The 25,828-nt window shown below is 59.7% G+C and carries 22 protein-coding genes; 11 read left to right on the forward strand and 11 right to left on the reverse strand.

Annotated features, from left to right (window positions below; genetic code table 11):
• Positions 1 to 3 precede the first annotated feature (3 nt).
• Complete coding sequence (locus BUA15_RS00365) at positions 4 to 4,581, reverse strand: translocation/assembly module TamB domain-containing protein (protein WP_072713867.1); 4,578 nt, start codon at positions 4,579 to 4,581, stop codon at positions 4 to 6.
• Between the two features lie 18 nt (positions 4,582 to 4,599).
• Positions 4,600 to 5,700: a 3-dehydroquinate synthase gene (gene aroB / locus BUA15_RS00370; RefSeq protein WP_072713870.1), complete on the reverse strand. Its 1,101-nt coding sequence runs from the start codon at positions 5,698 to 5,700 to the stop codon at positions 4,600 to 4,602.
• 87 nt (positions 5,701 to 5,787) lie between these two features.
• Between aroB and mnmM the strand changes: the two genes are divergently transcribed.
• Entirely contained in the window at positions 5,788 to 6,396 is a 609-nt protein-coding gene (mnmM, locus tag BUA15_RS00375; protein WP_084660485.1) for a tRNA 5-(aminomethyl)-2-thiouridylate-methyltransferase MnmM, read from the forward strand.
• On the opposite strand, the gene BUA15_RS00380 is transcribed toward mnmM, so the two are convergent.
• Positions 6,386 to 7,570, reverse strand: coding sequence for a T9SS type A sorting domain-containing protein (locus BUA15_RS00380; RefSeq protein ID WP_084660503.1), 1,185 nt, complete (start codon positions 7,568 to 7,570; stop codon positions 6,386 to 6,388). The genes mnmM and BUA15_RS00380 overlap by 11 nt on opposite strands.
• Before the next feature lie 69 nt (positions 7,571 to 7,639).
• Between BUA15_RS00380 and BUA15_RS00385 the strand changes: the two genes are divergently transcribed.
• The 4 genes from BUA15_RS00385 (at position 7,640) to BUA15_RS00400 (ending at position 10,607) form a co-directional block, all read left to right on the forward strand.
• Positions 7,640 to 8,434 (forward strand): NRDE family protein, encoded by a 795-nt coding sequence (locus BUA15_RS00385; protein WP_072713872.1) that lies wholly within the window; start codon positions 7,640 to 7,642, stop codon positions 8,432 to 8,434.
• A gap of 31 nt (positions 8,435 to 8,465) precedes the next feature.
• The gene (locus BUA15_RS00390) at positions 8,466 to 8,954 is read left to right on the forward strand and encodes a SixA phosphatase family protein (RefSeq protein WP_072713874.1); all 489 of its coding nucleotides are present in this window, start codon (positions 8,466 to 8,468) and stop codon (positions 8,952 to 8,954) included.
• 119 nt (positions 8,955 to 9,073) lie between these two features.
• A complete protein-coding gene (gene nirK, locus BUA15_RS00395) occupies positions 9,074 to 10,141 on the forward strand; it encodes a copper-containing nitrite reductase (protein ID WP_072713876.1) in 1,068 nt (355 codons plus the stop codon).
• Positions 10,142 to 10,166: 25 nt separating this feature from the next.
• On the forward strand, positions 10,167 to 10,607 hold the full coding sequence (locus BUA15_RS00400; RefSeq protein WP_072713878.1) for a plastocyanin/azurin family copper-binding protein: 441 nt from the start codon (positions 10,167 to 10,169) through the stop codon (positions 10,605 to 10,607).
• A gap of 83 nt (positions 10,608 to 10,690) precedes the next feature.
• Here BUA15_RS00400 and BUA15_RS00405 read toward each other — a convergent pair whose 3' ends face one another.
• Entirely contained in the window at positions 10,691 to 11,422 is a 732-nt protein-coding gene (locus BUA15_RS00405; RefSeq protein WP_072713880.1) for a DUF72 domain-containing protein, read from the reverse strand.
• 155 nt (positions 11,423 to 11,577) lie between these two features.
• On the opposite strand from BUA15_RS00405, the gene BUA15_RS00410 reads away from it, so the two are divergent.
• Complete coding sequence (locus tag BUA15_RS00410; protein ID WP_072713882.1) at positions 11,578 to 11,790, forward strand: cold-shock protein; 213 nt, start codon at positions 11,578 to 11,580, stop codon at positions 11,788 to 11,790.
• Positions 11,791 to 11,850: 60 nt separating this feature from the next.
• Here the strand turns inward: BUA15_RS00410 and BUA15_RS00415 are convergent, their stop codons facing one another.
• On the reverse strand, positions 11,851 to 12,279 hold the full coding sequence (locus BUA15_RS00415) for a YybH family protein (protein WP_072713884.1): 429 nt from the start codon (positions 12,277 to 12,279) through the stop codon (positions 11,851 to 11,853).
• 76 nt (positions 12,280 to 12,355) lie between these two features.
• On the opposite strand from BUA15_RS00415, the gene BUA15_RS00420 reads away from it, so the two are divergent.
• Complete coding sequence (locus BUA15_RS00420) at positions 12,356 to 13,024, forward strand: class I SAM-dependent methyltransferase (RefSeq protein ID WP_072714554.1); 669 nt, start codon at positions 12,356 to 12,358, stop codon at positions 13,022 to 13,024.
• A 10-nt stretch (positions 13,025 to 13,034) separates the two neighbouring features.
• Here the strand turns inward: BUA15_RS00420 and BUA15_RS00425 are convergent, their stop codons facing one another.
• From BUA15_RS00425 to BUA15_RS00450, 6 genes are all read right to left on the reverse strand, one after another.
• On the reverse strand, positions 13,035 to 14,213 hold the full coding sequence (locus BUA15_RS00425; protein ID WP_072713885.1) for an NAD(P)/FAD-dependent oxidoreductase: 1,179 nt from the start codon (positions 14,211 to 14,213) through the stop codon (positions 13,035 to 13,037).
• Complete coding sequence (locus BUA15_RS00430; RefSeq protein ID WP_178139363.1) at positions 14,210 to 14,599, reverse strand: cupredoxin domain-containing protein; 390 nt, start codon at positions 14,597 to 14,599, stop codon at positions 14,210 to 14,212. Before BUA15_RS00430 ends, BUA15_RS00425 begins: the two co-directional genes overlap by 4 nt.
• Positions 14,600 to 14,684: 85 nt before the next feature.
• On the reverse strand, positions 14,685 to 16,793 hold the full coding sequence (locus BUA15_RS00435; protein ID WP_072714555.1) for a heavy metal translocating P-type ATPase: 2,109 nt from the start codon (positions 16,791 to 16,793) through the stop codon (positions 14,685 to 14,687).
• Positions 16,794 to 16,813: 20 nt separating this feature from the next.
• Positions 16,814 to 17,359, reverse strand: coding sequence for an RNA polymerase sigma factor (locus BUA15_RS00440; protein WP_072713887.1), 546 nt, complete (start codon positions 17,357 to 17,359; stop codon positions 16,814 to 16,816).
• A gap of 2 nt (positions 17,360 to 17,361) precedes the next feature.
• Positions 17,362 to 18,027: a methyltransferase family protein gene (locus tag BUA15_RS00445; RefSeq protein ID WP_072713888.1), complete on the reverse strand. Its 666-nt coding sequence runs from the start codon at positions 18,025 to 18,027 to the stop codon at positions 17,362 to 17,364.
• A gap of 69 nt (positions 18,028 to 18,096) precedes the next feature.
• Positions 18,097 to 19,158, reverse strand: coding sequence for a DUF2231 domain-containing protein (locus tag BUA15_RS00450; RefSeq protein WP_072713889.1), 1,062 nt, complete (start codon positions 19,156 to 19,158; stop codon positions 18,097 to 18,099).
• Between the two features lie 213 nt (positions 19,159 to 19,371).
• On the opposite strand from BUA15_RS00450, the gene BUA15_RS00455 reads away from it, so the two are divergent.
• The 4 genes from BUA15_RS00455 (at position 19,372) to alaS (ending at position 25,820) form a co-directional block, all read left to right on the forward strand.
• Entirely contained in the window at positions 19,372 to 20,565 is a 1,194-nt protein-coding gene (locus BUA15_RS00455; protein ID WP_072713890.1) for a thiolase family protein, read from the forward strand.
• 259 nt (positions 20,566 to 20,824) lie between these two features.
• Entirely contained in the window at positions 20,825 to 21,823 is a 999-nt protein-coding gene (locus BUA15_RS00460; RefSeq protein WP_072714556.1) for an alpha/beta fold hydrolase, read from the forward strand.
• A gap of 387 nt (positions 21,824 to 22,210) precedes the next feature.
• Positions 22,211 to 22,831 (forward strand): DNA-3-methyladenine glycosylase, encoded by a 621-nt coding sequence (locus BUA15_RS00465; protein WP_072713891.1) that lies wholly within the window; start codon positions 22,211 to 22,213, stop codon positions 22,829 to 22,831.
• A gap of 127 nt (positions 22,832 to 22,958) precedes the next feature.
• Complete coding sequence (gene alaS, locus BUA15_RS00470) at positions 22,959 to 25,820, forward strand: alanine--tRNA ligase (protein WP_072713892.1); 2,862 nt, start codon at positions 22,959 to 22,961, stop codon at positions 25,818 to 25,820.
• Positions 25,821 to 25,828 lie beyond the last annotated feature (8 nt).

Genomic DNA, 25,828 nt, shown 5'->3' on the forward strand with positions numbered 1-25,828 from the left:
AGATTAGCGGTGCTGTTCAACGTTCGCCTGCTCCGAGTTGTTGCCGACCTGGGTCAGAGGAGGAACCCTGTCGGAGGAACGATCTGGAAACAACCAGCCAAACAGCCGATCCAGCAGGCGACGCCAGGTAGGAAAAGCGGTCTGATAGGAAAGGCCAGCGCCCGTAACACTGGTAAGCGTATAGTCGTTCAGCACGTCGTCCTCCCGGCGGTAGAAGACCTGCACCGAAACGTTAGGCGTTAGCCGCACCTCCACAATAAACTCGCCTAACAGATTCTGCTGGCCATCGGCGGTGCTTTCGCCCCGGTAGACTCCCTGGCCGCGGATGATCAGGCGTTCGTTTAGTAGACGGAGCGCAATACCGTAGGTAACGTCCAGTCGCTGAGCCCCTTCGCCCTGCACACCCAGCAGCAGGTCCACGTTGGGCAATACCTGGCTCAGATAGCGGTTGAGCTGGCTGGCAATCAGTTGGGAGAGGCTATTGAAAGCCAACTGGTTGCCCGACAGGGTGAGCGTTTCGGGATCTGTTCGTTCGGTGGTCAGCAAGAACGAATTGGTTAGCAGGACGCTGGTAGCATATTCAGCAGCCCGCTCCGGCTGATTAAGCAACGCTTCGAGCCCTTCATATCCTGCCAGCGGTTCGTTGATGGAACGATCAATGGCCAGGCGGAGGCTGACCTGAGGAGCCTCAACACGTCCGGTAATGCGCATCTGCACCACAAGTGGGATGAGCCCTGTTCCCTGGCCTAATGCGCCGGGCAGTCCAGCGCGGGAAGCGCGCGTGCGATAGGCTGCTTGCAGGTCGAGTCGGGCGTTAATAGGATCGCCGTCCCAGGTGATCGTGCCACCTTCGATTAAAAAGCGCCGAACGAAAATTTCACCGGCGGTGAACAGGTAGTCTCCCTCGGTGACGTCCAGTTGTCCAAAGGCCTGAAAGCTTCCCTCCTGGCGGATAATTTGTAGCCGCCCGCTCCCCCGCGCATTGATTACATCCCCCAGCAACGGGTCAATGACGAGCCGGACAGTGGTTCCCTGCGGAGCCAGCAGGTTCAGGTCAAGATCCAGCCCATCCAGGAAGGGACGTTCACCGGGTGGGCGCCGCGCGAGCAAGTTGGCGCGGCGGGTTGGCCGTTCCGGAATGCGTCCTGTTGAATCAGCGAAGATGATGAACGCTTCGTCTGCTTCGGTGCCGCTTTCGGCCAGCGGAATGTAAATTTCACTTTCCGGCAATACTTCAGCTTCTGCGGTCTGCAACAGTGCGTCGTAGAGTGGTCCGCGAAGCGTAAACAGCCCGCGTCCCCATATTTTCCCGTAAAAGGGCAGGTCGCGGCTGTAGGTTACGTTCATAACCTGCAGGCCTTCCAGGCGGGCCATGAGTCCAAAAGAAAAGAACCGGTACTCATTGAAATAGATGCGTCCGTTAACGTAGGCCTGTCCCCCTGTTGGATCTTTCAGCCGCACGCCGTCCAGCAAAAAGCCTGTTTCGTCGACCAGCACCGGTCCTTCAATGGTATAGCGCAGGTTGAAGCGGGGAATGTCAAAAGCACCTGCGTGGAGCTGCATGGCTGCGTTGAACACGGGACGCCGGAACGATCCGGTGATGCGCCCGCGGCCCACGAAGTAGCCCCGTACGTTCGCGATTAATTCAGGGAAGATGTAGGTGAAAAAGAAAGCGTCGGCGTGTCCGGTTTCCAGGCGCAGGTCGAGCTGGCCGGCATCGCGGGGCGAAGGGAGGCGCAGCGTTCCAAATAGATGCAGCCGATTGGCGGCACCGATGGTAGGGTCCGGTTCGAGGCGGGCGTCCAGGGCTATCAGGGGTGATCCGGGCATGTAGTGGCTGACCAGTCGCAACGTGCCAAGGGGGTGCTGGTCGTAGCGGAGTTGATTGATCCGCAAAAAGCCAGCCAGTTGAGGAGTGCCCAGGGCGCTCACCAGGCTGAGCCGTCCTTCCAGATGTCCGCTTAGCTTACGCGCACGCCCCAGTGCCCGGGTGAGTTCTGCCAGCGCAATGCCGCGTAAAGCTATGTGCAGGGTATCCGTGATCTGAGCAGAAAGCAGTCCCTGCAGTTCAATCTGCCCGGCTGTTGTGTCGGATGAAGGAGGGTTGCGCAGCGCAAGAGGATGGATGACGATAGCATCGGCGTAGAGGTCAAGCCGAGCCGGATGCTCCAGGTACCAGCGGTAGCCGTTTACCTGCCAGAGAAATTCCTGCAGGGTCAGACGGTTGAAGCGGGAAAAGAAGTCCAGCGTAGCGGTTAACCGCAGCGTTTCCCCGGCTGTGTCTGGACGGCTGCTCAGGCTAAGCTGGGCACTTCCTGGCTGAATATAGCCCACCAGTCGAATGTTTCGAAGCTGTTGCAGGTGGGCACTCTGCCATTCCAGCAAGCCGATCAACGAACGGTCCACCATGCGTCCTGTGGCGAGCTGAAGGCGCCCCTGCACCTTCTGTTGCTGCAGGGTACCTACGTGGAGGGTGTCGGCCTGCCACGTCAGAGCAAGCTGGAGCGTGTCGGCATCGGCCCGGGCCCAGAAGGTGCCTGTCAGGTTGGTCTGAATGGCGGGAGTTCCCAGCAGAGGAGGAAGCCAGTCCAGTCGATGGATCTGGAAGCGCGCCTGTAGAGATAGCGAAGGGAGAGGGGGGGGGATTGTAGCAGGCGCAAAGGGACGGGGGAGTCGATAAAAGGGCTTTTCTATCTGACGATAGAAAGCGGTTGCCATTGCCTGGAGCCAGTATCGAAAGAGGCGAGCGATCTGGGGGGGAGGAAGGTTGCTCGTAAGATGGGCCGTCAGAAAGTCTCCTTCAATGTGAAGCTGCTGCCGGTCAGAAGCTTCAGGGGTCAGTTGCAGGTGGACCGAGGCTGGAGGAAGCGGCCAGGATTGGCCGGCCTGCCAGGCGTAGGAGGAGTCGAGATGCAGATGGGCGGTCGCGGTCAGATGCGACCAATCGGTACCGGCGCCTTCTACCGAAAGCGTTGCATTGAGGCGCGTGCGCAGGGTATCGGTGGATAGATAGGGGCTCAGGTCGAACTGACGCGCCACCGCCAGCATCCAGAAACGCGCGCTGTCTGGATCAGCCTGGTGAAAAGCAGTGGCGGTCAGGCTTCCTGTAGGCTGGGGAAGCGAAAAGGTGGCCCAGAAGCGCGTGTCATTACGCTGCAGCGTAAAGGAAAGCGAGTCGTCCGCACCCCCTCCAAAAGGCCTGGGATCCAGGCGAAGATGGAGGTCGAACTGACGCGTCCCCTGTCCATGCAGCTCGGCGATGCCGTTCAGGATGGTTGGCAGCGGACTACCTGGCCCCAGGCGGGCAAGCTGGACGTGGCGCAGTCGAAAGCGTGCCTCATAGGTAACAGCACCGGTCGAGTCGTTCCGAGTCAGCCAGAAAGGGCCCGCTAAAATGCCAGGAAGCCCTTGCAGATGCACGCGTCCTTCCAGATGGCGGAAGGTTACCGGAGCGGATATGTTAAGCAGACCACGCGTCTCCAGACGTAAGGCGAGCGGCGTGGACGTATGAAAGGCAGAGGGAAGAGGAAGCGTGGGCCAGAAGGCTACCAGGTCGGCCGTTCGTAACGCAGAGCCGGTCAATAGCAGATCAAAATCGAGCGAATCGGGGAAGCCGAACAGGGTTCCTTCCAGACGAAAATGACTGCTGCCCGCCGCCAAATCCAGGTGCTCCAGTACCAGGCCGTTGAGGGTTCCGTGCAGTTGTCCTGTGATTTCTAAAGCCTGGCGGAAGGGAAGGGCAGGAAACAAACGATGGAGCGCATCCGCGTCCAGGTTCCCGCGCTGCAACTGGAGTTGTAGCGCAGAGGTGGCAAAAGGAACGCGCGGAATTAGCTGGCCGCTGAGCGATAGCTGACTTTCGCCTAGCGACAGCTCCAGGCGAGGCAGGTACCACCGTCCGTCTTGATAGAGAAGCTGTCCCGACAGATGATGCAGGCGTTGCCGGGGATGTGTCAGGGACGCACTGAGCTGCAGCAAATCAACCAACAGACGGTCGGGATAGTACTCCAGCGTGGCGTGAAGCGTCAGACTATCCAGACGCGACCGGGTGTAATCGAAGAGCTTTTGTTGTTGTACCAGGCGAGGCGGTGGACCGGTGCGGTGGGTTTGAACGACCCCATTATGCAGGCGAAATTCAGCAATCGTCAGACTCCATTGCGGGCGTGCAGCAGGAGCGGTTGTGTCCTGCAGTTGCGCAAAATTCCAGTGCCCATGCGCATAATGCAAAAACAGTTGGGGATGGTACAGCTCCACGCGGCGAAAGGCTAAAGTGCGGCGGAAGATGAGACGCCAGGAGGGGTGAAGGGCGAGGGAGTCAACCGTTAGCAGCAATTGGCCGTCGGGCGTATAAAGTTGCACGCGCGTAGCATACAGCCCCCGAATCAGGTCTCCGTCCAGGCGTTCGATTTGAAGCCGACCGTTGAGGTACGTTTCAAAAGCTATTTCCAGTTGCGTGCGCACAAAGTCCCGGCCGACGCGCGTGCGCGTCAGCGCTATAAAAAGAATCAGCCCAACGGCCAGCAGGCTGGCCGTCAGGAGCAGCAGCCTACGGACAATATGTCCAAGAATACGCAGGGGCAAGGTGGGGCATCGCAGGTTTTAGTAGGCTACGGCTGTCTGGCGGCTTGCGCACGCAAATTGCCAGGCCGCTTGCAGCGCTTCTTCGGGCACGTCGTCGGCCAGGTAGGCTTCGCCCAGGCGGCGCAGGAGCACAAAGCGAAGTTGTCCGGCCAGCGTCTTTTTGTCTACTTGCATAACCTGGCGCAGGGTTTTGAAATCCAGGGTTTCCGGTAAGGGAGGAACCGGAAGCCGCTGGAGCAGGGCGCGGATTCGGGTCAGCGGAAGATCTGGATGGCGCTGGTGCGACAGCCAGAGGGCGGCCAGCATGCCGAGGGCCACGGCTTCGCCGTGGGTGAAATGGCCATAGCCGGCTACGCGTTCAATCGCATGGCCAAATGTATGGCCAAAGTTCAGAATAGCTCGCGGTCCGGCTTCTCGTTCGTCCTGCACCACGATACGTATCTTGACAAGGACAGCCCGGGCGATCAGGTCCGGAAGCAGGGAAGGGTTGCGTTGAAGGACGTCCGTCCAGCGCATCTCTAGCAGCGAAAACAGCGCCGGGTCTCCGATCAATGCATGCTTGACGACTTCGGCCAGGCCACTGGTCCACTCTCGCTCGGGCAACGTCTGCAAGAGCGACGGATCCGCTAAAACAAGGGCAGGCTGGTAGAAAGCTCCGATCAGATTCTTACCCAGGGCATGGTTGATACCGGTCTTGCCCCCGATAGCACTATCGACCTGGGCGATCAGCGTGGTAGGAAGCTGCACCAGCGGCAGTCCGCGCAGCAGGGTGGCGGCAGCAAACCCGGCCAGATCCCCGATCACGCCGCCGCCAAAGGCCAGCAGGGGAGTGCGTCGGTCAATACCCCAGCGCAACGCTTCGTCGTAGATGCGTTCCAGGTAGGGGAGTGCTTTGGTAGGTTCTCCGGGTGGCAGTACCAGCACGTAGGGGGTCCATCCTGCCGTTTTCAGGATAGCCTGGAGCGATTCTAAATGAAGGTGCGCAACGTGCTCGTCGGTCACAAGGAAACAGCGGCCTCGGGGCACTGCAACGCGCTCCAGCCATACCGGAAGCGTCTCCAATGAGTCGATCACGACCGGGTAGCACCGGCCATCCGGTAGTTCTACGTAATGGACCACGGCGGCAGTTTGTAGGTTATTTCATAAACACAGACGTCTCCGTAGAAAACCCGCGAGCCGGGCGACTGGTCCCTGGAATTTAGCGAAATGCCGGGCGGTTCGACAGATCGGCCATTTTTTCTTGAGTGGACGACGCTGGCGCATCGGATCGTAGAAGCGGTCCTGCGGCCGGGTGAAGTCGCGGTTGATGCAACTGTAGGGAACGGACACGACACCCTGTTTCTGGCCCAGCGCGTAGGACCCGAGGGCCACGTTTATGGCTTTGACGTGCAGGCAGAGGCCCTGGCGCGGACGCGCGCGCGTCTGGAAGCGGCTGCGGTGCACGAGCGCGTAACGCTTTTTCTGGCGGGGCATGAACACATGGCGGAGAAAATTCCCCGCGCATGGCACGGACGCCTGGGCGCTGTCATGTTTAATCTGGGATATTTGCCGGGTGGAACCAATCGCACCTGTATTACGCGGCCTGAAACAACGCTGCCAGCGCTTGAGGCTGCTTTGTATTTGCTACGCCCCGGGGGGGTGCTCACGCTTGTTGCCTACCGAGGGCATCCAGGCGGTGCAGCAGAAGCCGAGGCAGTGCAGCAATGGGCAACCAGACTGCCACCAGACCGCTACGTAGCGGCCCGTTATACCTTCTGCAACCGCCAGCGTCCAACGCCAGAACTGATCGTGGTACACAAAATGGTTAGTGCATGACCACCAGACGACGCGTCCAGGATTGCCCCGGGGTTTCGACGCGGCACAAATACAGGCCGGTTGGCCAGGTCCGGGTGGGAATGGATAAAGGATGCGTCCCGGCAGGTAGCATTCCTTCAAAGGGCCGCGCTATTTCCTGGCCCAGCAGGTTGTATACTCGTACCGTGATTGATTGAGGCGCAGAGAGGTGCAGCGTCAACGTGGTCTGCCCTGCAGCCGGGTTGGGATAAGGGCCCCACAGGCGCACCGTTGGGGTCTGGGGTAGCGGCTCACCGGCTACCGGTCGAAGCGTTGCCACGCTGTAATAGGCACCGCTGGGCACCTGGGTAAGAACAGGCGGAAAGCCCTGCGAAACGGTCAGTGTGGTCACAATTTCCGCCTGAATTATCTCCGCAGGATTCGATTGTAACCAGTCTGCAGAGAGCCAGATATAGCTGATGAAGATATCCAGGGGCTGAGAAAACCCGCTTACGCCACTGACCCGGACCGTACGTTTCAGACGAAGGGTTTCGCGTGAGCCAGCAGGTGTGGTCAGCGTGCCGTACCCATCTACTTCCCAGAAAATCTGTACCGTAGCGCCCTGAAGCTGATCGCGGTATTGTTCATATGTCTGAATGGCGGTGCTATCGCCGGTGATTGCCGTTAAAAACCGGGCGATAGCTTCCAGGTCGGTCGAAGGCGTTGATGGCCATTGCCAGCTTACGCCCTCTGTCAGGGGAAACTTCAGGTTAAGAAACGGTTCATCCAGCACCAGCGTTGAGTCACCTGTTGCCAGACCATAGTAGTAGTTACCGTCGTCCTGAAGCAGGCTTCCATAAATGTAGGCTCTGAGCAGCACCGCATGGTCAGCCTGGGTAAAGGCTGCGGCTCCAGGCAGGGTATTGTCGTACGGCAGGTAAGGAATGGAGAACGTAGTGGGTTGCTGATAGGACAACGTCGTAAAATCCCAGGTCTGAGACGGGCCATTTTTGCGGATAAGTGATTGCAGGGCCAGTCGGGTCTGAGCCTGCTCATCCTGCGTATTCCCGAAGTTTACATTATAAATTGTGCTGGCATAGGCTTTCCCTATCAGCGTCTGAAAATGATTGGCGTTTAACGTAATCTGCGCATGCAGCGGAGCCGATTGCCACCAGCCAAACAGTCCGAACAGTAGCCAGTATGCACACCGCCTCATAATAAACAGCAGCAAAAACTTTGGACAGGTATCTGTTCAAAGGTAAGAAAAAGCCCGTTGCGCAACAAGATGTGTCTGGTACTCTGGGCCTATCGACAGCATCCCCGTTATTGGTTGGTGCTGGCCGCCAACCGTGATGAATTTTATGAACGGCCAACGGCGCCTGCGCATTGGTGGACCGAAGCGCCGCATGTGCTGGCCGGACAAGATCTGGAAGCTGGCGGTGCCTGGCTGGGAATTTCCCGCCGGGGACGCCTGGCACTGGTTACCAATTACCGGGAACCCGACCGACGCGCCGCTGGCCGGCGTTCTCGGGGCTGGCTAACCCGCGATTTTCTACTGGGCGATGAACCGCCGGCGTCCTACCTGCAGCACGTGCTGGCTGGTTCTACTGCTTATAACGGATTCAACCTGCTTGTGGGCGACGCCGAAACGCTCGTTTATGGATCCAACCGCAGAGAAGGTATCGACGTCCTGGCACCTGGCCTGTACGGGTTGAGCAATCACTTACTGGGCACGCGCTGGCCAAAAGTAACGCGCGGGTTGGAGCGCTTCAGACGTATTCTGCAAACCGATCCGGTTGACCCTGAAGCGCTGCTGGCGCTGCTGGCCGACCGCACACCAGCGCCAGATGAAGCCCTGCCTGAAACAGGCCTGGGATATGCATGGGAGCGCCGGCTGTCTGCTATCTTTGTGGCTACACCGCTGTACGGCACCCGGAGTTCGACCGTACTGCTCTGGAGCTGGGAGGGGACGCTGACGTTTGTGGAACGCACCTTTGGACCAGGCGGCCGTCCCCTCGAAACGCGATATTATCAGACCGAGATAGCGAGCAGTGCAGGCGCCTCCCCGCGCACGTCCTGACTGCTCGGGCAGCCAACCGTACGATAGAACCATGCGACTCTGTCTATTACGTCATGCGGAGGCGCAGCCGGCGATGCCCGGCCAGCCCGATGCGGATCGTCCGCTTACCGAATCGGGCGAGCAGACAGCGCGCCGGATAGGAGAAGCGCTGCGGCGCATCCGGCTGGCTCCAGGCACCATCTATACCAGTCCATACCGACGCGCGCAGCAGACGGCGTGGGCTGTGGCCCACGCGTTGGGCGTTCCGGTCATCGAAGACCGATTGCTGGCGCCCGGCTGCGGTCCGGCTGAACTGGAGCTGCTCCTGCATGCCTATGCGCCAGAGGAGACAGCGCTTATTGTCGGACATCAGCCCGATCTGGGGGAACTGGTGCGGTGGCTAACCGGGGCAGCCATCCGACTGCCCGCCGGTGGACTGGCCGTTGTGGATATGCCGGCATTGCGCGAACGGGCAGGGACACTGCACGGCCTGTATGACCCTGCGTGGTTGGCCGCTGTTATGACAGGTAGGACCACTTAACGGACGTTTCTTCCGGGCTTGACTGGCTTTTCACCAGGGGTCCTTTCGGTCTTTATTTAGATAAAGTACTATTTAGTAGAAAATGATGCTGTTGTCCAATAACCAAACCGATGCACGCCATGAAAGCCAGCTCGCGTCGTGATTTTCTGAAAGGTCTCGGGGTAGCCGCTGCTGGTGGCCTGATCACCTCTGGACTGTCGCTAGAGGCAGAGGGGCGTGGCCGGCGGCAGGCACGCTCTGCTGCAGGACCCATGGGGCGTCGGGTGGAACGAGTGGCGGCCGATCCGTCCGACATTCCACCTCCGATCCACCGGGACTGGCCCATCACGCACAACATTACGTTGCGGGTGGAAGAGGTTGTGGCGGAAATCGAGCCGGGCGTAACGTTCAACTTCATGACCTACAACGGTCAGATTCCGGGCCCCATGATTCGCGTGCGTCAGGGGGATGTGGTCAACCTGACGCTGGAAAATCCGGCAACCAATCGGCTGCCCCACAATGTGGACTTTCACGCTGTTTACGGACCCGGAGGCGGGGCCGCGCATACGCTTGTAGCGCCAGGCCAGTCGAAAACCATCCGTTTCCGCTGCCTGTATCCAGGGGCGTATGTGTACCATTGCGCGGTGCCCGATCTGGACTACCACATCTCCAGTGGCATGTTCGGGATGATTCTGGTCGAGCCACCTGAGGGGCTACCGCCGGTAGACCGGGAGTACTATCTGGGGCAGCACGAGCTCTACACGGATAAGCAGCCCGGGGAGCCCGGACACCACAACTTTGATTTTGATAAGCTCTTTGCCGAGAAGCCTACCTATGTGCTGTTCAATGGGGCTAAGTATGGATTGACGGCCGAGCGTTATGGTGCCCTGAAGGCCAAGGTGGGCGAGACGGTACGCATCTTCCTGGCGGTGGGAGGCCCCAACGTGACCAGCAACTTCCATCCGATTGGGAACGTGCTCTCCTACGTCTGGCGGGAAGGAGCTATTCTGAGCAACCCGGAGCGTAATGCACAGACAGTTGCGGTGCCGCCCGGGAGTTGTGGCATCTTCCATATGCGGCTGCCAGTGCCCGGTCCGGTTAAGCTGGTCGATCATGCCCTCACGCGCGTGGCCCGTAAAGGGCTGCTGGCCGTGCTGGAGGTCGAAGGGCCCGAGCAGCCAGACATCTACAATCCGAATCCTGCATAAGTCCTAAATAACGGAGCGCACAGCCATGATGACGCGAATGATTCTATTGCTGGGCCTGCTGGTAGCAGGTGGGGTGCAGGCAGAGCCTGTCAAGAAGGTTGTTATTGAGCCAGTAGGCGATGAGCTCAAGTTCAAGCAGACAACCTTCACCGTGGCACCGGGTCAAACCGTGCAGCTCATTTTCAAAAACACAGCGAGCGTCATGCCGCATAACGTGGTGGTGCTGAACACCGACAGTCCAACCGTAGTGAATCGGGTTGGCACGGCGGCCCTTACAGATCCAGACTATGTGCCTGATGATCCAGCCATTCTAGCCTTTACGAAGGTGGCCCAACCGGGCCAGACCGTAGAGGTAACGTTTAAGGCGCCAGACAGGCCCGGCCGCTATCGTTACATCTGCACGTTTCCCGGGCACTACACCCTGATGCAGGGAACGATGGTCGTCTCCGGCAAGGCGACCAGTTGATGGGGGAGGTTAAGCCTGCATCGCCAGGCAGGGGCGGATGCCATGGCATCCGCCCCTTTTTATATAGGGATGAACCAGGCAGCTCAGCTGGTGGTTAGCAGCGTTTTCAGCGTACGAGCGTTCAGGACAGCGTGGCCGTCGATGTCATTATTGAAGTACACGTACACGTCGCGGCCTTCAGCCAGCCAGTCGTGGATGCGGTGGGCCCACTGTTGGAGCGTTGCCTCCTCATAGCTGCCTGCATAACGTCCGCTGGTGCCATGGAACCGAACGTAGACAGCAGGACCAGTGGTCCACAAGGGTACCTGAAGGCGCGACCAGTCGTGCAGGCAAAAAATCAGCCCCTGCTGAGCCAGAAACGCCTGTACGGATTCGGTGAACCAGCTTCGATGGCGAAATTCGAAGACATGCAGATAGCCGGGTGGTAACAGGGCTGTGAAGGCCTCCAGACGCTCCAGATCGGCATGCAGACCGGGAGGAAGCTGGTAAAGAATAGGGCCCAGATGCTCCTGAAGCGGCTCGATGGCCTGAAAAAAAGTCTGAAGCGCCTCGGCGCAGTCGCGCAGGCGACGCTGGTGCGTAATGAGGCGACTGACTTTTACCGCAAAGCGAAAGCCTGAGGGCGCTTGATCATGCCAGCGTTGCACGGTAGTAGGGCGTGGGAGGTGATAGAACGTGCTGTTGAGTTCGACGGTATCGAAAATTTGCGCGTAGTACCCCAGCCACTGACGGGAAGGCACCTCTTCCGGATAGAACACGCCCCGCCAGTGGCGGTAGGCCCATCCTGAAGTGCCAATCCAGGCGCGTCCCCTCATGCAAAATCGGCAGCTTGTTCGGAACCGCCTATAAAACCGGCCGTTGCAAGCCTGTGTTCACGGTATTGTTTCACTGACCGGTGCCCTCTCGTTGGCTGCACGGCATTTCTGCCTGACAGAGCGAAGGACTTCCGGTCCCAGTACACAGGTTTGTTATGTCTCAGGGTACCGTCAAATGGTTCAGCGCCGAGAAAGGCTACGGCTTTATTGAGCAGGACGGTGGGGGCGAAGATGTCTTTGTACATCGGACGGCCGTAGCCGGGCTGGGCTATGGCGAAGAGCTGCGTAAAGGGGAGCGGCTGAGCTTTGAGATTCGCCGCACGCCCAAAGGACTCCAGGCCGTCAACGTGCAACGGCTGGACAGGTAAACACCCGCGCAGACGACAAGGCCCGGCGTCACGCTGGGGCGCCGGGCCTTTGTACAACGCCTATCGATTCGGGCGGGAAGACCAGTGGATGGCACCTATGCGCCAACCATCAGGGGTGCGGTGGAGTACCAGCAGCTCCGCACTGGACAGGTCATATGACCGCTCCCGAAACGTACCCTGCAGGCGAGACACGGTGCTCACGTAGGCCAGCTCACCCGCTACCCGCACCTGTTGCCAGACAATGCTGCGTCGCATGGCCTGCAGGAAGGCCACGTCTCGACCATAATGATGACCTAAGTATTCGGCTTTGGACTCGCGGCGCCCCCCTTCTAAGATGATCACCTCCTCCAGGAGCAACTGCGCCACAGTGGCACGGTCGCCCTGAGCAAGCGCTTCATGAAAGCGCGCGACGGTCTGCTGAACCGCAGCCGTGTCGGAAGGCACCGGGGCCAACCATAACCCTATCAGGAGCCAGCTAAGACCCAGCATAAGCGATAACCCGTTCGTGTGAGAAAAAGTCTCTAGATTATACACACTAAACCTGTACAAAGGAAAGATAATGGGAATGGCTTCCGAACGTGTCCGAAAACGGTATGTTCATGCCCTGCGATTCCAATGGCTGACCCCCGCCTACGATACGATTATAAAGACGACTACCCGCGAGCAACGCTTCAAGCAGGCATTAATTTCGCAGGCTCAGCTGGGGGCAGGCCATCAGGTTCTGGATGTGGGGTGTGGAACCGGCACTTTGGCTATCTGGATTAAGCAGCGGCATCCGGATGTCTCCGTAACCGGTATCGACGGAGAGCCGGCAATTCTTGCCATTGCGCGTCAAAAAGCGCAAAAAGCTGGCGTCTCGGTTGTTTTTAAGCAGGCCCTTGCTTATTCGCTTCCCTTTCCAGATCACTGTTTTGATCGCGTTTTTTCAAGTCTGCTGTTGCACCACATGGTCTGGGAGGACAAGGTGCGTACGGCCCGTGAAGTTTTTCGGGTACTGAAGCCGGGAGGGACGTGGCATGTCGCAGACTGGGGAGCACCAGCGCACAGGATCATGCGGCTGCTGTTTTTTTCCATTCAACTGCTGGATGGATTCGAGCAGACACGAGACCATGTGACCGGTCGGCTTCCCGAACTGTTCGCACGTGCTGGTTTTCAGGAAGTGCAGGTGGGGCCTTCGTTTTCTACCCTCTATGGTACCCTGACCCTTTACCAGGGACGCCGACCCCTTGCGTAACACGCGAGGTTCAAAAAGCGGCCGTCAGGTATGGTGGAACGCACTGCTGGAGCGAAGCATGATCCACATGTTTGCCATGTCGGCACCAGAGGCAGGTGCATTCTGTCTCGCGGCATGCTTGCTCCCGCAGCGTTGGAAAAAGACGGTGCCGGGCTACCCGGTACAGCCGCTGTTTGAATTTCGAAGGTTGGTATTGGCGACGCAGCTCCTGCAGCACATCGGACTGGCTGAGGTGCTGCAGCATCCAACGGTAACCGTGGTTGCCTAATTGGTTATAGAGCAATCGGTTGACCAGGGAGGTTTGCAGCCAGGGCACAAGGTACTGCCGGCACCACGCATTGTAGTCAGCTTGTTCCAGAATAGCCCGCGCAGCCAGGTAGCCAGACCAGAGGGCATAGCGGAGCCCGAATCCCCAGAGGGCATCTTGAAAGCCTGCCCGTTCGCCTACAAAGTAGACGCGGTTGCCGCGGGTCCAGGTGTCGCGTACGGCGAAATTGACATATCCGCCAAAGACGCGCGGATTACGGACAGGCATGCGCACGACGCGGCTGACCGTCTCCAGGGTGCGTTCGAAGTACACGCGTGCCAGCGGAAAGTCGTCGAACAGGCAGGTTGCCAGTGTAGCTCGTCCCCGATGCACCAGCAGATACGCGTATCCCCGGGGCGCGATGCGGTCGTCCAGAAAGCCGTAGCAGGCGTCCGGATGGTCGGTTTCAAAGACCAGTCCCCGGGCGATGGCGTCTGCAGCGTAGGGACCGGTAGCTACGATGACAGGGCCTCCGGTAATTCGTTCTACGCGCTGGCGAAAGTGGAGCGCAGCGCCTGCCTCCAGGGCCTGCTGCTTTAAGCCCTGGTCCAACGATCCGGGATGGGGCCCTCGCGTGATCAGGTAAAACCAGGGGCGTTGGGTTCGGATCGGAAAGCCCTCCAGCGAAGGATCATAAAAAACGCCTTCGGTGTACGGCACGCACTGAAAATTCGTTTCAAGGCCCAGAGCTGCCAGAAAGTCGAGCACATCCTCGTCAGTGGACCAGTTCTCCAGTCCCTGAAAGTCGCCGTGAAAGCGGGCGCCCACATCCGGGGCCTGTTCAAAGACGTCGACCTTTACGCCGGCGCGGGCCAGCGTTATCGCGGCAGTCAGGCCGGCAGGACCTGCGCCAATCACCTGTACGTCGGCTCGGGTATTCATGCGTTTGCTCCCTGTTCGATAAGCTGAATCGTTCCTTTCAGGCGTCCTCGCATGCAGGAGAACGTGTACGTACCGGCGGCGGTAGGGGGTAGCTCGATGCGGGTTGCCGAGGTCTCTTCCAGCAAGACCTTCCGTCCCCAGGACAGCAGGTGCAGCCGGCGGGCGCACAAGGGTGCGTCCGGATCCCGATGGAAGACGAGCCGGAGGGGATGGTGGGCAAGCGCCTGGATCCGTCGTGGCCGGAACCCGTCTGGCCCTACCTGAATGTGGGCTTCCTGAAAGCCGTCAGGTCCGGGGTGAAGGCGCATGCGGCGTCCGGGCCAGGGACCCAGTAGCAGAGCCAGGGTCAGCATCCCGCCCAGGCCAACGAGAAGCAGCGCAAGCATGGCGTCTGGTCGTTGTCGGTCCGTATCCATAAAGAAAGACGCCCGCCGGGCGTCTTTCTTACAGAAGCCCTCTGGTGAAGCCGCGTTATTTTTCCACTTTCAGGAAGCGGGCATTGATCGAGACAATCACTGTGCTGGCCGACATAAACACAGCCGCTACGGCCGGTCCGAGCAACAGGCCCAGCTTATAGAGCACGCCGGCTGCCAGCGGAATAGCAATGATGTTGTAGCCGGCTGCCCACCAGAGATTTTGTACCATTTTGCGGTAGGTGGCGCGGCTTAGCCGGAGGATTGAGACTACGTCACGGGGATCGTTGCGGACCAGCACGATGTCGGCGGTCTCGATGGCCACGTCGGTACCTGCGCCGATCGCAATCCCTACGTCAGCCTGTGCCAGGGCAGGCGCATCGTTAATGCCATCCCCGACCATCGCCACGCGCAGGCCGCGCTGCTGCACTTCCCTGACTTTGGCGGCTTTCTGATCGGGAAGCACCTCAGCGAAGTAGTCGTCCAGGCCAATTTCACGGGCAACCCAGGCGGCCACGCGGCGGTTGTCGCCCGTGAGCATCAGAACCTGCAGGCCCATCTGTTTGAGCTGGCGGACCGCCTCTCTGGATTCTGGCCGGATGACGTCGGCCAGCGCAATGGCGCCCGCAACCTGGCCGTCGCGCACGACAAACACAACGGTTTTGCCCTGTTCGGCCAGGGCATCGACCCGGGGGTCCTGGACGGCCAGCCCATGCTCGCGCAGGTAGCCCGGGCTAACAACCAGCACTTCCTGACCGTTAACGCGGGCGCGCGCCCCTTTCCCGGGAATGGCCTGAAAGTCGTCCGCTGCAAGCGGCTGCTCCACCGCTTCGACAATCCCACGGGCAATCGGATGTTCGGAATGCTGCTCTACCGCTGCCGCCAGGCGAAGCAGTTCTTCTTCGGAAAGACTATCCTGGAAAACCAGCGTGTCGGTAACGCCAAAACGTCCTTCGGTCAGGGTCCCGGTCTTGTCAAAAATGACCGCTTGCAAATTGCGTGCGTTTTCAAAGGCGGTGCGGTCACGAATGAGCAAGCCGTTCTGGGCAGACAGGGCGGTGGAGACCGCCACTACCAGGGGAACGGCCAGACCCAGCGCATGCGGGCAGGCAATTACCATGACCGTTACCATCCGTTCCAGGGCAAAGTCGAAGGGCTGCCCTATCAGCAGGGTCCAGACGGCCAGCGTCAGGCCGCCTCCACCTAGCGCCACAATGGTCAACCAGCGGGCGGCTCGGTTGGCCAGGTCCTGCGTGCGTGATTTGGCTTCTTGCGCCTGGCGCACGAGCTCAATTACCTGGGATAGGTAGCTCTCAGCGCCGGTCTTCTGCACTTCAATGGTCAGCGATCCTTCGCCGTTGATGGCACCGCCAATGACGGTATCGCCAACCTTCTTTTCCACAGGAGCTGATTCTCCGGTCAGCAGGGCCTCGTTGACGGTCGTGTGCCCTTCGACAATCACGCCGTCGGCCGGGATTTTTTCGCCGGGGCGTACCAGCACCCGGTCGCCTGGATGCAGTTGATCAAGCGGGACGTCCTGGATCGTTCCGTCAGGCAGCACCTTGTGCGCTTCGGAAGGCATCAGGCGCGCCAGCTCTTCCAGGGCACGGGAGGCGCCCAGCACCGAGCGCATTTCGATCCAGTGTCCCAGCAGCATCACATCGATCAGGGTGGCCAGCTCCCAGAAAAAGATCTTGCCAGCCAGTCCAAACACGACGGCGCTGGAATAGAGATAAGCGGTCGCAATGGCGATCGCAATGAGCGTCATCATGCCCGGATTGCGCTGGCGCAGCTCGTCAAACAGCCCTTTCAGAAAGGGCCATCCACCGTAGAAGAACACGACGGATGACAGCGCCCAGAGTACCAGCAGGTCGCCCGGAAAACGCAGGGCGTCGCCCAGCCCCAGAAACGACTGGATCATGGGCGAAAGCGCCAGGATAGGAATAGTCAGCACCAGCGAGATCCAGAAGCGGCGCCGGAAGTCTTCTACCATGTGCGCGTGATGCGCGTGGTGGTCGTGATGGGCATGATGGTCAGGGTGGGCATGCGCGTGGTGGGCTGCTGCAGGCGTCGCCTTGTGGGCGGTGTGGTGGGCATGATGATCGGGCGTGTGGCCTTTATGCGTATGATGCGCGTGTTCCGTATGGGAACGATCCGGGGTAGTCATGGCCATTGCGGGTTGGGTTTTTAGCAGGCACAGTCAAAGTAACTATGATCCAGACAGAAAGTACAGGCGGCCTCCAGACGCCGTCGGAGTTGGCGACGCGCTCGGTGAAGCCGCACGTGCAGGTTGTTTGGCGTAATGCCCAGTTCCTGGGCTACCTCTTTCGGTCGTTTCCCATTTAAGTCGATTGCCTCAATCAGATGGCGGTAGGCCGGTCGAAGCGTTGGCAACAGTTCCTGAAAACAGCGACAGATCATCTGGCGGTCTTCAGGCGACAGCGATGCCTCTTCGGCAGCCTCTGCGTAGCGTCGATACGCCTGCTGTTCACGTCGATGTTTGCGGTACGTGTCGGCAATAGCTCGCTGGACAATGCGATAGAACCAGGGAATCAGCTTCTCCCGACTCCGCAGATTGGGGGCTGCCTGGAGAGCTTTCAGCAGGCTGTCCTGCAGGATGTCTTCCGCTAAATGCGGGTCATGGACTTTGTACTGGATATAGGTTAGCAATTGCTGGCCTCCGCGGGCGAGCAACGTTTCGAGTTCAGGATATTGAATCTTACGGGTAAGCATGGCTAGGCTCGGGGATGGTGAACAGGGGTTGGACGATAACGCCGGCCCGGGCGTGGCACAAAAGCGGGAATCTGGGCAAGGTAAGCGGCATAGGCAGGGCCAAATCGGGCGCGCAACTGCTGTTCTTCGCGGCGGGCCAGTCCGACATACAGGCTGACCAGTACGGGAAAGAGCACCAGCGTGATCAGGGTAGGCCACTGAATCAGAAAGCCGATCAAGACCAGGATAAACCCTGCGTATTGCGGATGTCGGATGCGGGCGTACGGGCCGGTAACAGCCAGCGTGCCGTTGCGCTGCGCCTGGTAGAGCACCTTCCAGGCGGCAGCCACAAGCCAGAGTCCACTTCCAATTAATCCATAGCTCAGCAGATGAAGCAGTCCCAGATGGGAGGCTCCTTCAAGCCCCAGCAGAACTTGCCAGAGGTGGCCGTTTTCATGGGCAAACAGATCCAGTTGGGGATAGCGCGTTCCTAACCATCCGTAGAGTAAATACAGCGTCAGCGGGACGCCATACATTTCGGTGAACAGGGCCACAATGAAGGCCGAAAAGACACCGAAAGCTCGCCAGTCAGCCCGCCGCTGTGGCCGGGCAAACCAGAAGGCGAATCCAATAAACAGCAAAGACGCAAGAATTACTAAAGGCCATAGGCCATAGTCATAGCGTTCCATGGCGGATGCCGGTTGGTGCGGTCATGTGTTTTCATGAGGATAGACGTCGGGTTGATTAAATCCTTACACTTAGTGAACGGGCTGGACGGTCAGGGTGCGCAGGCGGATCGTACCGGATCCCCGGAGATAAAGACCCGCTGGACCAGGTCGGGCGGCTGAACCATGGCCATGCACCCGCATTTGCCCATTTACATAACCGCGAAAGTGGGTGCCGTAGGCGATGGCCCGCACCTCAAGCCAGCCCGTTTCAGGTAGCGGTGCTTCGTCGAAGAGACGCTCCTGTCCTGCAACGAGGCGGCCCTGACGAATGCGGGCAGGACCGATTTCCAGAAAGTCATAGTTGTTTGCATCCTGCAGGTGATAGACCAACCGGACAATCCCCTGCAGACTGTCGCGATGAAGTCGTACCGTGATCTCGGTACCGGACAGCGTGCCCGGACCTGTGAACAGCAATGTTTGATCGGCGAGCGTCAGACGCAGTTCGTCAGGGCCTGCTTCCAGGCTTAGCTCTGCAAGGCTTCCGGCGTGCACAGTGAATGAGTCGGCTAGCACCTGTTCTGCGCCAGGCCCCGGCATCCAGTGCCAGCCACCATCAGGTTGTTGCTCGAACTGCGCAGCGGCCAGTAAGAGGCGAAGCTGTCGGGCCAGGGAGTCACGCTCCGCCTCCAACTCATGCACGGTGGAAACGCCCAGGCCATGTGCAAAGACGAGCTCGGCACCGCGCTCGCCCGTCTGATACAGAAGCCACAGCCCCCCAAGGCCAACCGCTACCAGAAGACCATGCAGCCAGCCAGCGCGTGCCAAAGGATGCCGCCACCAGGCCAGTCCCAACCGGATCAGGGCAAATATGCCAAAAAACCACAACGTACGCTCGGCCCAGTCGGCATGGGCAGAAACGGCTGGAATGACAGATGAGGGTAGGTCAAGGCCGTCGGCGGCTGCTCGCCCGGTCAGGTAAGCCACCAGCGCGCCCAGCGCACCGAGCCCATACAACACGGCCGTCACCCACACCAGTGATTTAGGGCGACGTAGCAGCAACGTCACGAAGTCAAAGCCGACGGCCAGGAAAAGCAGCGCAATTGGAAAATGAACGACCAGGGGATGCAGGTTAGGTGCCCACTCAGGAAGCATTGCCGTCTTCGGGTAGGTGAACAGATACGACTCAGATTGCCATAAAAAAATCGTGAGGGGCTATGGGCAGGCTGTATGCAAACTTAAAATTTGTTAAGCTACCATAGACAGGCCCGGCAGGGCGCATGCCGGCGAAGGGAAGCGTCGGAGCGAAACCCAATGGGGCGCCCTCCGGTTCGATCCAGACCTGTTGGCAGCTAACCGGAAGCCATCATGCAGGAGGTATACATTGTAACGGCCGTACGCACGCCTATCGGAAGGTTTGGCGGTGCGCTCAAGGATTTCCACCCGGCTGATCTGGCTGCGCACGTCATGAAAGCAGCGCTTGAAAAAGCAGGGGTGGAGGGAGAAAAGCTGGATGGATACATCTTTGGTCATGTGCTCCGGGGAGGACATGGCCAGCTTATTCCACGCCAGGCCGCGCTAAAAGCAGGCATTCCCAAGGAAGTAGATGGCGTGGCTGTGGACATGGTCTGCTCATCCGGAATGATGAGTGTCATGACGGCGGCCACTATGATCCGTGCGGGCGAAGCCGACTTGCTGCTGGCCGGTGGCGTGGAGTCGATGTCGCAGGCAGGGTTTTATCTGTCAGCACGGGCCCGCTGGGGGTACAAGTTTCTGCTGGGAGCTCCTGAGCAACTTGTCGATCTGCTGCTCTATGACGGTCTGACCGACCCTATGAGTGGGGAGGCAATGGGTGAGCAGACCGAGCGCCTGGCTGCTGAGCACGGCATCACCCGTGAAGCGCTCGATGAAATTGCCTTGATGTCCCATCAGCGGGCAGCCGAAGCGACCACCCGCTGCTATTTTGCCGAGGAAATCATTCCCATTACCTACCGTGAGCGGCGGGAGACAAAGACGCTCGACCGGGATGAAGGCATTCGGCCTGACACGACGCGGGAAGCGTTGGCTGCCCTGAGGCCGGCCTTCAAAAAGGACGGGGTGCTAACGGCGGGCAACAGTAGCCAGATCAGTGACGGTGCCGCTGCCCTGCTGCTGGCCAGCCGAGCGGCCGTTGACCGTTACGGGTTGCAGCCCATCGCACGTCTGCTCGGAGGCGCCTGGGCAGCCGGTGAACCATGGCGCTTTCCGGAAGCACCCGTTCCGGCGGTCCGACGGCTGCTGGATCGGCTGGGACGCCGCATTGAAGATTTTGACCTGTTTGAGAACAACGAAGCCTTTGCAATTAACAGCATTCTCTTTCACCGCATGCTGGGCGTGCCCTACGAAAAGCTGAACGTGCATGGAGGAGCTATTGCGCTGGGACATCCTATTGGCTGCTCTGGTGCGCGCATCATCGTGACACTTGTGCATGCGCTGCGTCAGCACGGAGGCGCGCTGGGACTGGCTGCGATCTGCCATGGTACAGGAGGGGGGACGGCAGTAGCCGTAGAACGCCTTGCATAGCAGCGGCCCATCCTCTGACGACAGGGGCCTTCGAGCCGTCGGGGACGTCCCAGCAGCTAACGCCCCCCTGTTAGGGAGCGCGGCCAGCCATGCTGTCGGTTAATTAACGGCGCTGGCAAAACGAGACGGCCTGCTTCCGGCTGATCGTTTTCCAAGCCAGCGTGCTATGTTCATTGCAGGAGAACTATTGGGCCGGCCGTAGGCCTGTGGCAGGCCGGCGCTGGCTGTCCGCAACTCAGAACCGCAGCAACGAATGGCGATGGTAGCGAAACGCCTGGTTCGGGTTGGGCTCGGGCTAGTCCTTATTCTGTTTATTCTGGCGGCGATCGGGTACGTCTGGCTGCATACCCCTTCTATTCCGCGGGCTGAACTGGAGCAACTGTACGCCAACGTCCGTTCGCAATTTCTGGATCTGGAAAGTGGCACGCGCATCCATTTCCGGGACGAAGGGCCGCAGGATGCTCCCTTGGCCGTCGTGTTGCTCCATGGTCTGGCCAGCTCCTTGCATACCTGGGAAGGATGGGTAAAAATGCTTGCAGACCGCTACCGCGTGGTCACGCTTGATCTGCCCGGGCATGGGCTAACCGGGCGCACCGTCGAAGATCAATACGACCGCGTCGAGATGGTGGCCGCCATTGCCGCCGTGGTCGATCAGCTTGGACTCGAACGTTTTGTAATCGGCGGCAATTCGATGGGAGGAGAGATGGCAATGGCGTACACGCTTGCCCATCCTGAGCGGGTTGTTGGGCTGATCCTTGTAAATTCGGCGGGATTGCGCAGGCGCTCTTCCAACCAGCAGGTACCCATCGGTTTTCGGATAGCTCAGCTTTCCTGGGTGCGCCCCCTGGTTCAGCACATTACGCCCCGAGCCTTGATCGCGCATAGCGTTGCAGCCGTCTATGCCAATCCTGACCAACTGACGCCTGAGGTGGTGGATCGTTACTGGAAACTGCTGCGCATGGAAGGGTCGCGCCTGGCGCTGATGAAGCGCTTTGTGGTAATGGTTGAAGAGCCGCCGTTGCCCGTGGAGCAGATCAAGCAGCCGGCCCTGGTGCTGTGGGGACGCGAAGATCGCCTGATCCCTCTTGCTATCGGCGAGGTGCTGGCGCAACGTCTGCCACATGCCAGGCTTGTCGTTCTTGACGGGCTGGGCCATGTGCCTCAGGAGGAAGATCCGGTGCGTTCACTGCTGCCCGTGGAAGATTTTCTGGTAAGCCTGCTTCAGTCCGACGGACAGACCGAGAGCAAGAATCCGTAAACCTCTTGTCTCCTCTTTGAGGCTGTTTCGCATTCCCAGACGGTACGTGGGGCGTGGGAGAAAACACCACATGCTATGGACGCTATGCCTGGCTATCGCTTAAATTGGTGTGGCCAGGAGAGCGAGCGTACAACGGTTCTTTTTTCGGGCGTGCGACTAAGGTGGGCGGAGGGCTCGACATAGTCAAAATGCGCGGCTGGAAGTAGCGCTACCCCTGCCTGACGATGCTTTACCCACTGATGCGCAGCGTTTGCAGGCGCTTGAAAAATGTGCAGGCGTTTCATCGTGCGCGTAATTGAGGAACACAGGTTCGCCTGCCACATGCTCCGTGAGTAAAGTACCTGTATGGATGGGACGACAAAAGGCGGGCCTCTTGCTGTGAGCAATATGGCGCCCCTCCCCGCGTCTTTCTTTGCGCGACCGACGCTGGAAGTGGCCCGGGATCTGCTGGGGCGATGGCTGGTCCATGAACATCCAAGCGGCGTCCGTCTGGTAGGACGGATCGTAGAGACCGAAGCCTATCGGCAGGACGATCCGGCCTGTCATGGGTGGCGCCTGGTTGACCCAACCACGGGTGCTGTGCGTCCGAAAGGGCGCGCCTACGATCTGTTTGCGTCGCCCGGTACGGCCTATGTGTATCTGAACTACGGCATGTACTGGCTGCTCAATGTGGTAACTGAGCCGGAAGGCGTGGGTGCAGCGGTGCTCATTCGGGCCGTAGAGCCGGTGGAAGGCCTTGCCTTCATGCAGACCCGGCGCCCGAGAGTGCGCCGACCCTATGAGCTGACGAGTGGACCAGGGCGCCTTACCGTGGCCTTTGATATCGACGGACGGTATCACCGAAAACCGCTAACAGCACCGCCGCTCTACTTTGCCCCGGGAATGCCCGTCTCGGATCAAGAAGTGGGCACTTCTTCCCGCATTGGCCTATCACGGGGCACCGACCGCCCCTGGCGCTTTTTTATCCGAGACAACCCTTATGTGTCTGGCCGACGGCTGCAGCAATAGTAACGAAACGCTTGGGCCGCCACTTGCTTGTCACCAGGAGGAGCCTGAGCGGGACGGGCACTTTGAACGCGAATCAGGCGTTCCCTTCAGTCCTGAAATGACCCAAGGGTATGCAGACAGCCCACCAATGAGCACCTATAAATCCTCCGAGCAGATTCGGCAGTCGTTTCTGGACTTCTTCCGGGAAAAAGGCCACGAAATTGTCCCGAGCGCGCCGCTTGTGCCCCAGAATGATCCGACCCTGCTGTTCACCAACGCAGGCATGAACCAGTTCAAAGACGTGTTCCTGGGCACGGGCACGCGTCCGTACAGGCGGGCAGCTAATACCCAGAAGTGCCTGCGCGTCTCCGGCAAGCACAATGATCTCGAAGAGGTGGGGCACGATACGTACCACCACACGTTCTTCGAGATGCTGGGCAACTGGAGCTTCGGGGATTACTTCAAGCGCGAAGCCATCCGCTGGGCCTGGGAGCTGCTCGTTGAACGCTGGGGATTGGACCCGGATCGGCTCTACGTAACCGTTCATGAAGGGGACGAAGCGCTGGGGCTGGCGCCCGACACCGAAGCAGCCGACCTATGGAAGTCGGAAACGTCCATCGATCCTTCACACATCAAGTTCTGCCCGACCAAGGACAACTTCTGGATGATGGGAGACACCGGCCCCTGTGGTCCCTGTAGCGAAATTCACATTGATCTTCGCCCCGATGAGGAGCGGCAGCGCGTGCCGGGCATCACGCTGGTCAATGCCGACGATCCGCGCGTTATTGAGATCTGGAACCTGGTTTTCATCCAGTACAATGCGCTACCGGACGGCCGCCTGGAGCCGCTCAAGGCAAAGCACGTCGATACCGGCATGGGGCTGGAACGTATTGTGGCGGTGCTTCAGGGCAAAACCTCAAACTACGACACCGATCTGTTTGCCCCTATCCTCCAACGGGCGGCCGAGCTTTCACCACGCCCGGAAGTGCGCGGCTACGACGACCTGCGCGTGGAGGACGAGCGGGAACGTGAACGCATCCGGGTAGCCCTGCGTGTTGTGGCCGACCATATCCGCGCCATCGCTTTTGCCATTGCTGACGGGGTGGTGCCGGGCAACACCGGCCGCGGATACGTCATTCGGCGCATTCTCCGACGGGCTGTCCGCTACGGGTACCAGACGCTGAATTTCCGCGAACCTTTTCTCTACCGGCTTGTCGAGCCGCTGGCCCATAAGATGGGCAACGTCTTTCCGGAAATTGAGCGGCATCGCGCCTATGTAGAACGGGTCATCCGGGCAGAGGAAGAAAGCTTCCTGGCAACGCTGGGTACCGGCCTGGCCTTCTTCGAACGCCTGTTGCCCTACCTGAAGGCGGCTGCCGAAGGGCGCCCGATAGAGGCGATTCGCGAAGATCTGCAGCGCGACAGCCAGGCAATTGACCTCCTTCAGAAAGCGTATGTGGATACAGCCGACCGAAAGGCAATGGTGGAAGCCTTTCTGAAAAGTGCGGCGGAAAAGAACGTGCCTGGCGAAGTGGCTTTTCTGCTGCATGACACCTATGGCTTTCCGATAGACCTGACGCAACTCATGGCCCGTGAGGAGGGGCTGGGCGTGGATATGGCGCGCTACGAGGAGCTGATGCAACGCCAACGCGAACGGGCACGGGCCGCCTCTACCTTCGGAGCAGTGGTGCTGACAGCCGACGACGAAGAAGCCGGTTGGAAGCGCATCAGCGAAGGGGAGGATTCCGTCTTTGTGGGCTACGACACCACGCGCGTTGAAGCAGCACGCATCCGGGCCCTGCGCACCGTCGAAACGCCCCACGGGCCACGCCATGAGCTGGTGCTCGACCAGACACCTTTTTACGCAGAAAGTGGCGGTCAGGTAGGGGATACAGGCGTGCTGCGCGTGGGCGACGAGGAGATTCAGGTCCGGGACACCCAGAAGCTCGGCGGCCACATCGTCCACTATGTAGATCGACTTCCAAAGGAGCCGGATGCGCCGGTCGAGGCTGTGGTGGATGCGGCGCGCCGCAAGCGTATTGAAAAGCACCATACGGCCACGCACCTGCTGCACGCCGCGCTGCGTGAGATCTTAGGAACGCATGTGCAGCAGAAGGGCTCGCTCGTAGCACCCGACCGACTACGCTTCGACTTTAGCCACTTTGAGCGCGTAACGCCTGAACTGCTACGCCAGATCGAAGCCCGGGTCAATGAAGTCATTCAGCGAAACGTGCCGCGCATCGAAGAACGCGACGTACCCTTTCAGGAGGCCATTGCGCGGGGCGCCATGGCGCTTTTCGGGGAGAAGTATGGCGACCGCGTGCGTGTGATTACCTTTGACCCGAACTTTTCCATGGAACTCTGCGGCGGCACCCATGTGGCAGCGACCGGCGAACTGGGCGTATTTCGCATCATTTCGGAAGGATCGGTGGCCTCGGGCATTCGGCGCGTGGAAGCGTTAGCCGGACAGGAAGCGCTCAACTGGATTAACCAGCAGCTCTCCGAACTGGAACAGGCGCGCGGGCAGTTCAAGAGCCTGCAACGGCCGTTGGATGAGGAGATTGCCCTCCTGCTGGAAACGCAGCGTCGGCTGGAAAAAGAGCTGGCAGCCCTCCGACGGGCGCAGCAGAAAGCGCGGCTGGCAACGCTGGTCGAACAGGCACATCGCGTAAACGGGCTGCGGGTGGTGACTGGCGAAATGGAGGCACTCTCTATGGACGAACTGCGCGAACTGGTGCAGGCGCTGCGGGACCAGATGGGCCGGGAGGGAGTGGCCGTGCTTGGTACCACGGACCCCGAGAAGCGCAAGGTGTATCTGGCGGCCGCGGTGACCGACGACGTGGTAGGACGGGGCGTAGAGGCCGGTCGGCTTGTTGGCGAGGTGGCTCGGATCGTAGGCGGAGGCGGCGGCGGACGCCCAACGCTGGCCACGGCCGGCGGGCGCCAGCCTGAAAAGCTTCGGGAAGCGCTTGAAGCCGTGCCGCGTCTGGTGCAGCAAATGGTGGGCTGAGCACGCGC

The sequence above is a fragment of the Rhodothermus profundi genome (assembly GCF_900142415.1).
GTDB classification, from domain to species: Bacteria; Bacteroidota; Rhodothermia; order Rhodothermales; family Rhodothermaceae; genus Rhodothermus; species Rhodothermus profundi.

Excerpts from the sequence above, each read along its gene's own strand:
- mnmM (WP_084660485.1), top strand. The coding sequence starts at position 5,788 with ATGCCGGGCGGTTCGACAGATCGGCCATTTTTTCTTGAGTGGACGACG.
- BUA15_RS00380 (WP_084660503.1), bottom strand. The coding sequence starts at position 7,570 with ATGAGGCGGTGTGCATACTGGCTACTGTTCGGACTGTTTGGCTGGTGG.
- BUA15_RS00385 (WP_072713872.1), top strand. The coding sequence starts at position 7,640 with ATGTGTCTGGTACTCTGGGCCTATCGACAGCATCCCCGTTATTGGTTG.
- BUA15_RS00390 (WP_072713874.1), top strand. The coding sequence starts at position 8,466 with ATGCGACTCTGTCTATTACGTCATGCGGAGGCGCAGCCGGCGATGCCC.
- nirK (WP_072713876.1), top strand. The coding sequence starts at position 9,074 with ATGAAAGCCAGCTCGCGTCGTGATTTTCTGAAAGGTCTCGGGGTAGCC.
- BUA15_RS00400 (WP_072713878.1), top strand. The coding sequence starts at position 10,167 with ATGATGACGCGAATGATTCTATTGCTGGGCCTGCTGGTAGCAGGTGGG.
- BUA15_RS00405 (WP_072713880.1), bottom strand. The coding sequence starts at position 11,422 with ATGAGGGGACGCGCCTGGATTGGCACTTCAGGATGGGCCTACCGCCAC.
- BUA15_RS00410 (WP_072713882.1), top strand. The coding sequence starts at position 11,578 with ATGTCTCAGGGTACCGTCAAATGGTTCAGCGCCGAGAAAGGCTACGGC.
- BUA15_RS00415 (WP_072713884.1), bottom strand. The coding sequence starts at position 12,279 with ATGCTGGGTCTTAGCTGGCTCCTGATAGGGTTATGGTTGGCCCCGGTG.
- BUA15_RS00420 (WP_072714554.1), top strand. The coding sequence starts at position 12,356 with ATGGCTTCCGAACGTGTCCGAAAACGGTATGTTCATGCCCTGCGATTC.
- BUA15_RS00425 (WP_072713885.1), bottom strand. The coding sequence starts at position 14,213 with ATGAATACCCGAGCCGACGTACAGGTGATTGGCGCAGGTCCTGCCGGC.
- BUA15_RS00430 (WP_178139363.1), bottom strand. The coding sequence starts at position 14,599 with ATGCTTGCGCTGCTTCTCGTTGGCCTGGGCGGGATGCTGACCCTGGCT.
- BUA15_RS00435 (WP_072714555.1), bottom strand. The coding sequence starts at position 16,793 with ATGACTACCCCGGATCGTTCCCATACGGAACACGCGCATCATACGCAT.
- BUA15_RS00440 (WP_072713887.1), bottom strand. The coding sequence starts at position 17,359 with ATGCTTACCCGTAAGATTCAATATCCTGAACTCGAAACGTTGCTCGCC.
- BUA15_RS00445 (WP_072713888.1), bottom strand. The coding sequence starts at position 18,027 with ATGGAACGCTATGACTATGGCCTATGGCCTTTAGTAATTCTTGCGTCT.
- BUA15_RS00450 (WP_072713889.1), bottom strand. The coding sequence starts at position 19,158 with ATGCTTCCTGAGTGGGCACCTAACCTGCATCCCCTGGTCGTTCATTTT.
- BUA15_RS00455 (WP_072713890.1), top strand. The coding sequence starts at position 19,372 with ATGCAGGAGGTATACATTGTAACGGCCGTACGCACGCCTATCGGAAGG.
- BUA15_RS00460 (WP_072714556.1), top strand. The coding sequence starts at position 20,825 with ATGGTAGCGAAACGCCTGGTTCGGGTTGGGCTCGGGCTAGTCCTTATT.
- BUA15_RS00465 (WP_072713891.1), top strand. The coding sequence starts at position 22,211 with ATGGCGCCCCTCCCCGCGTCTTTCTTTGCGCGACCGACGCTGGAAGTG.
- alaS (WP_072713892.1), top strand. The coding sequence starts at position 22,959 with ATGAGCACCTATAAATCCTCCGAGCAGATTCGGCAGTCGTTTCTGGAC.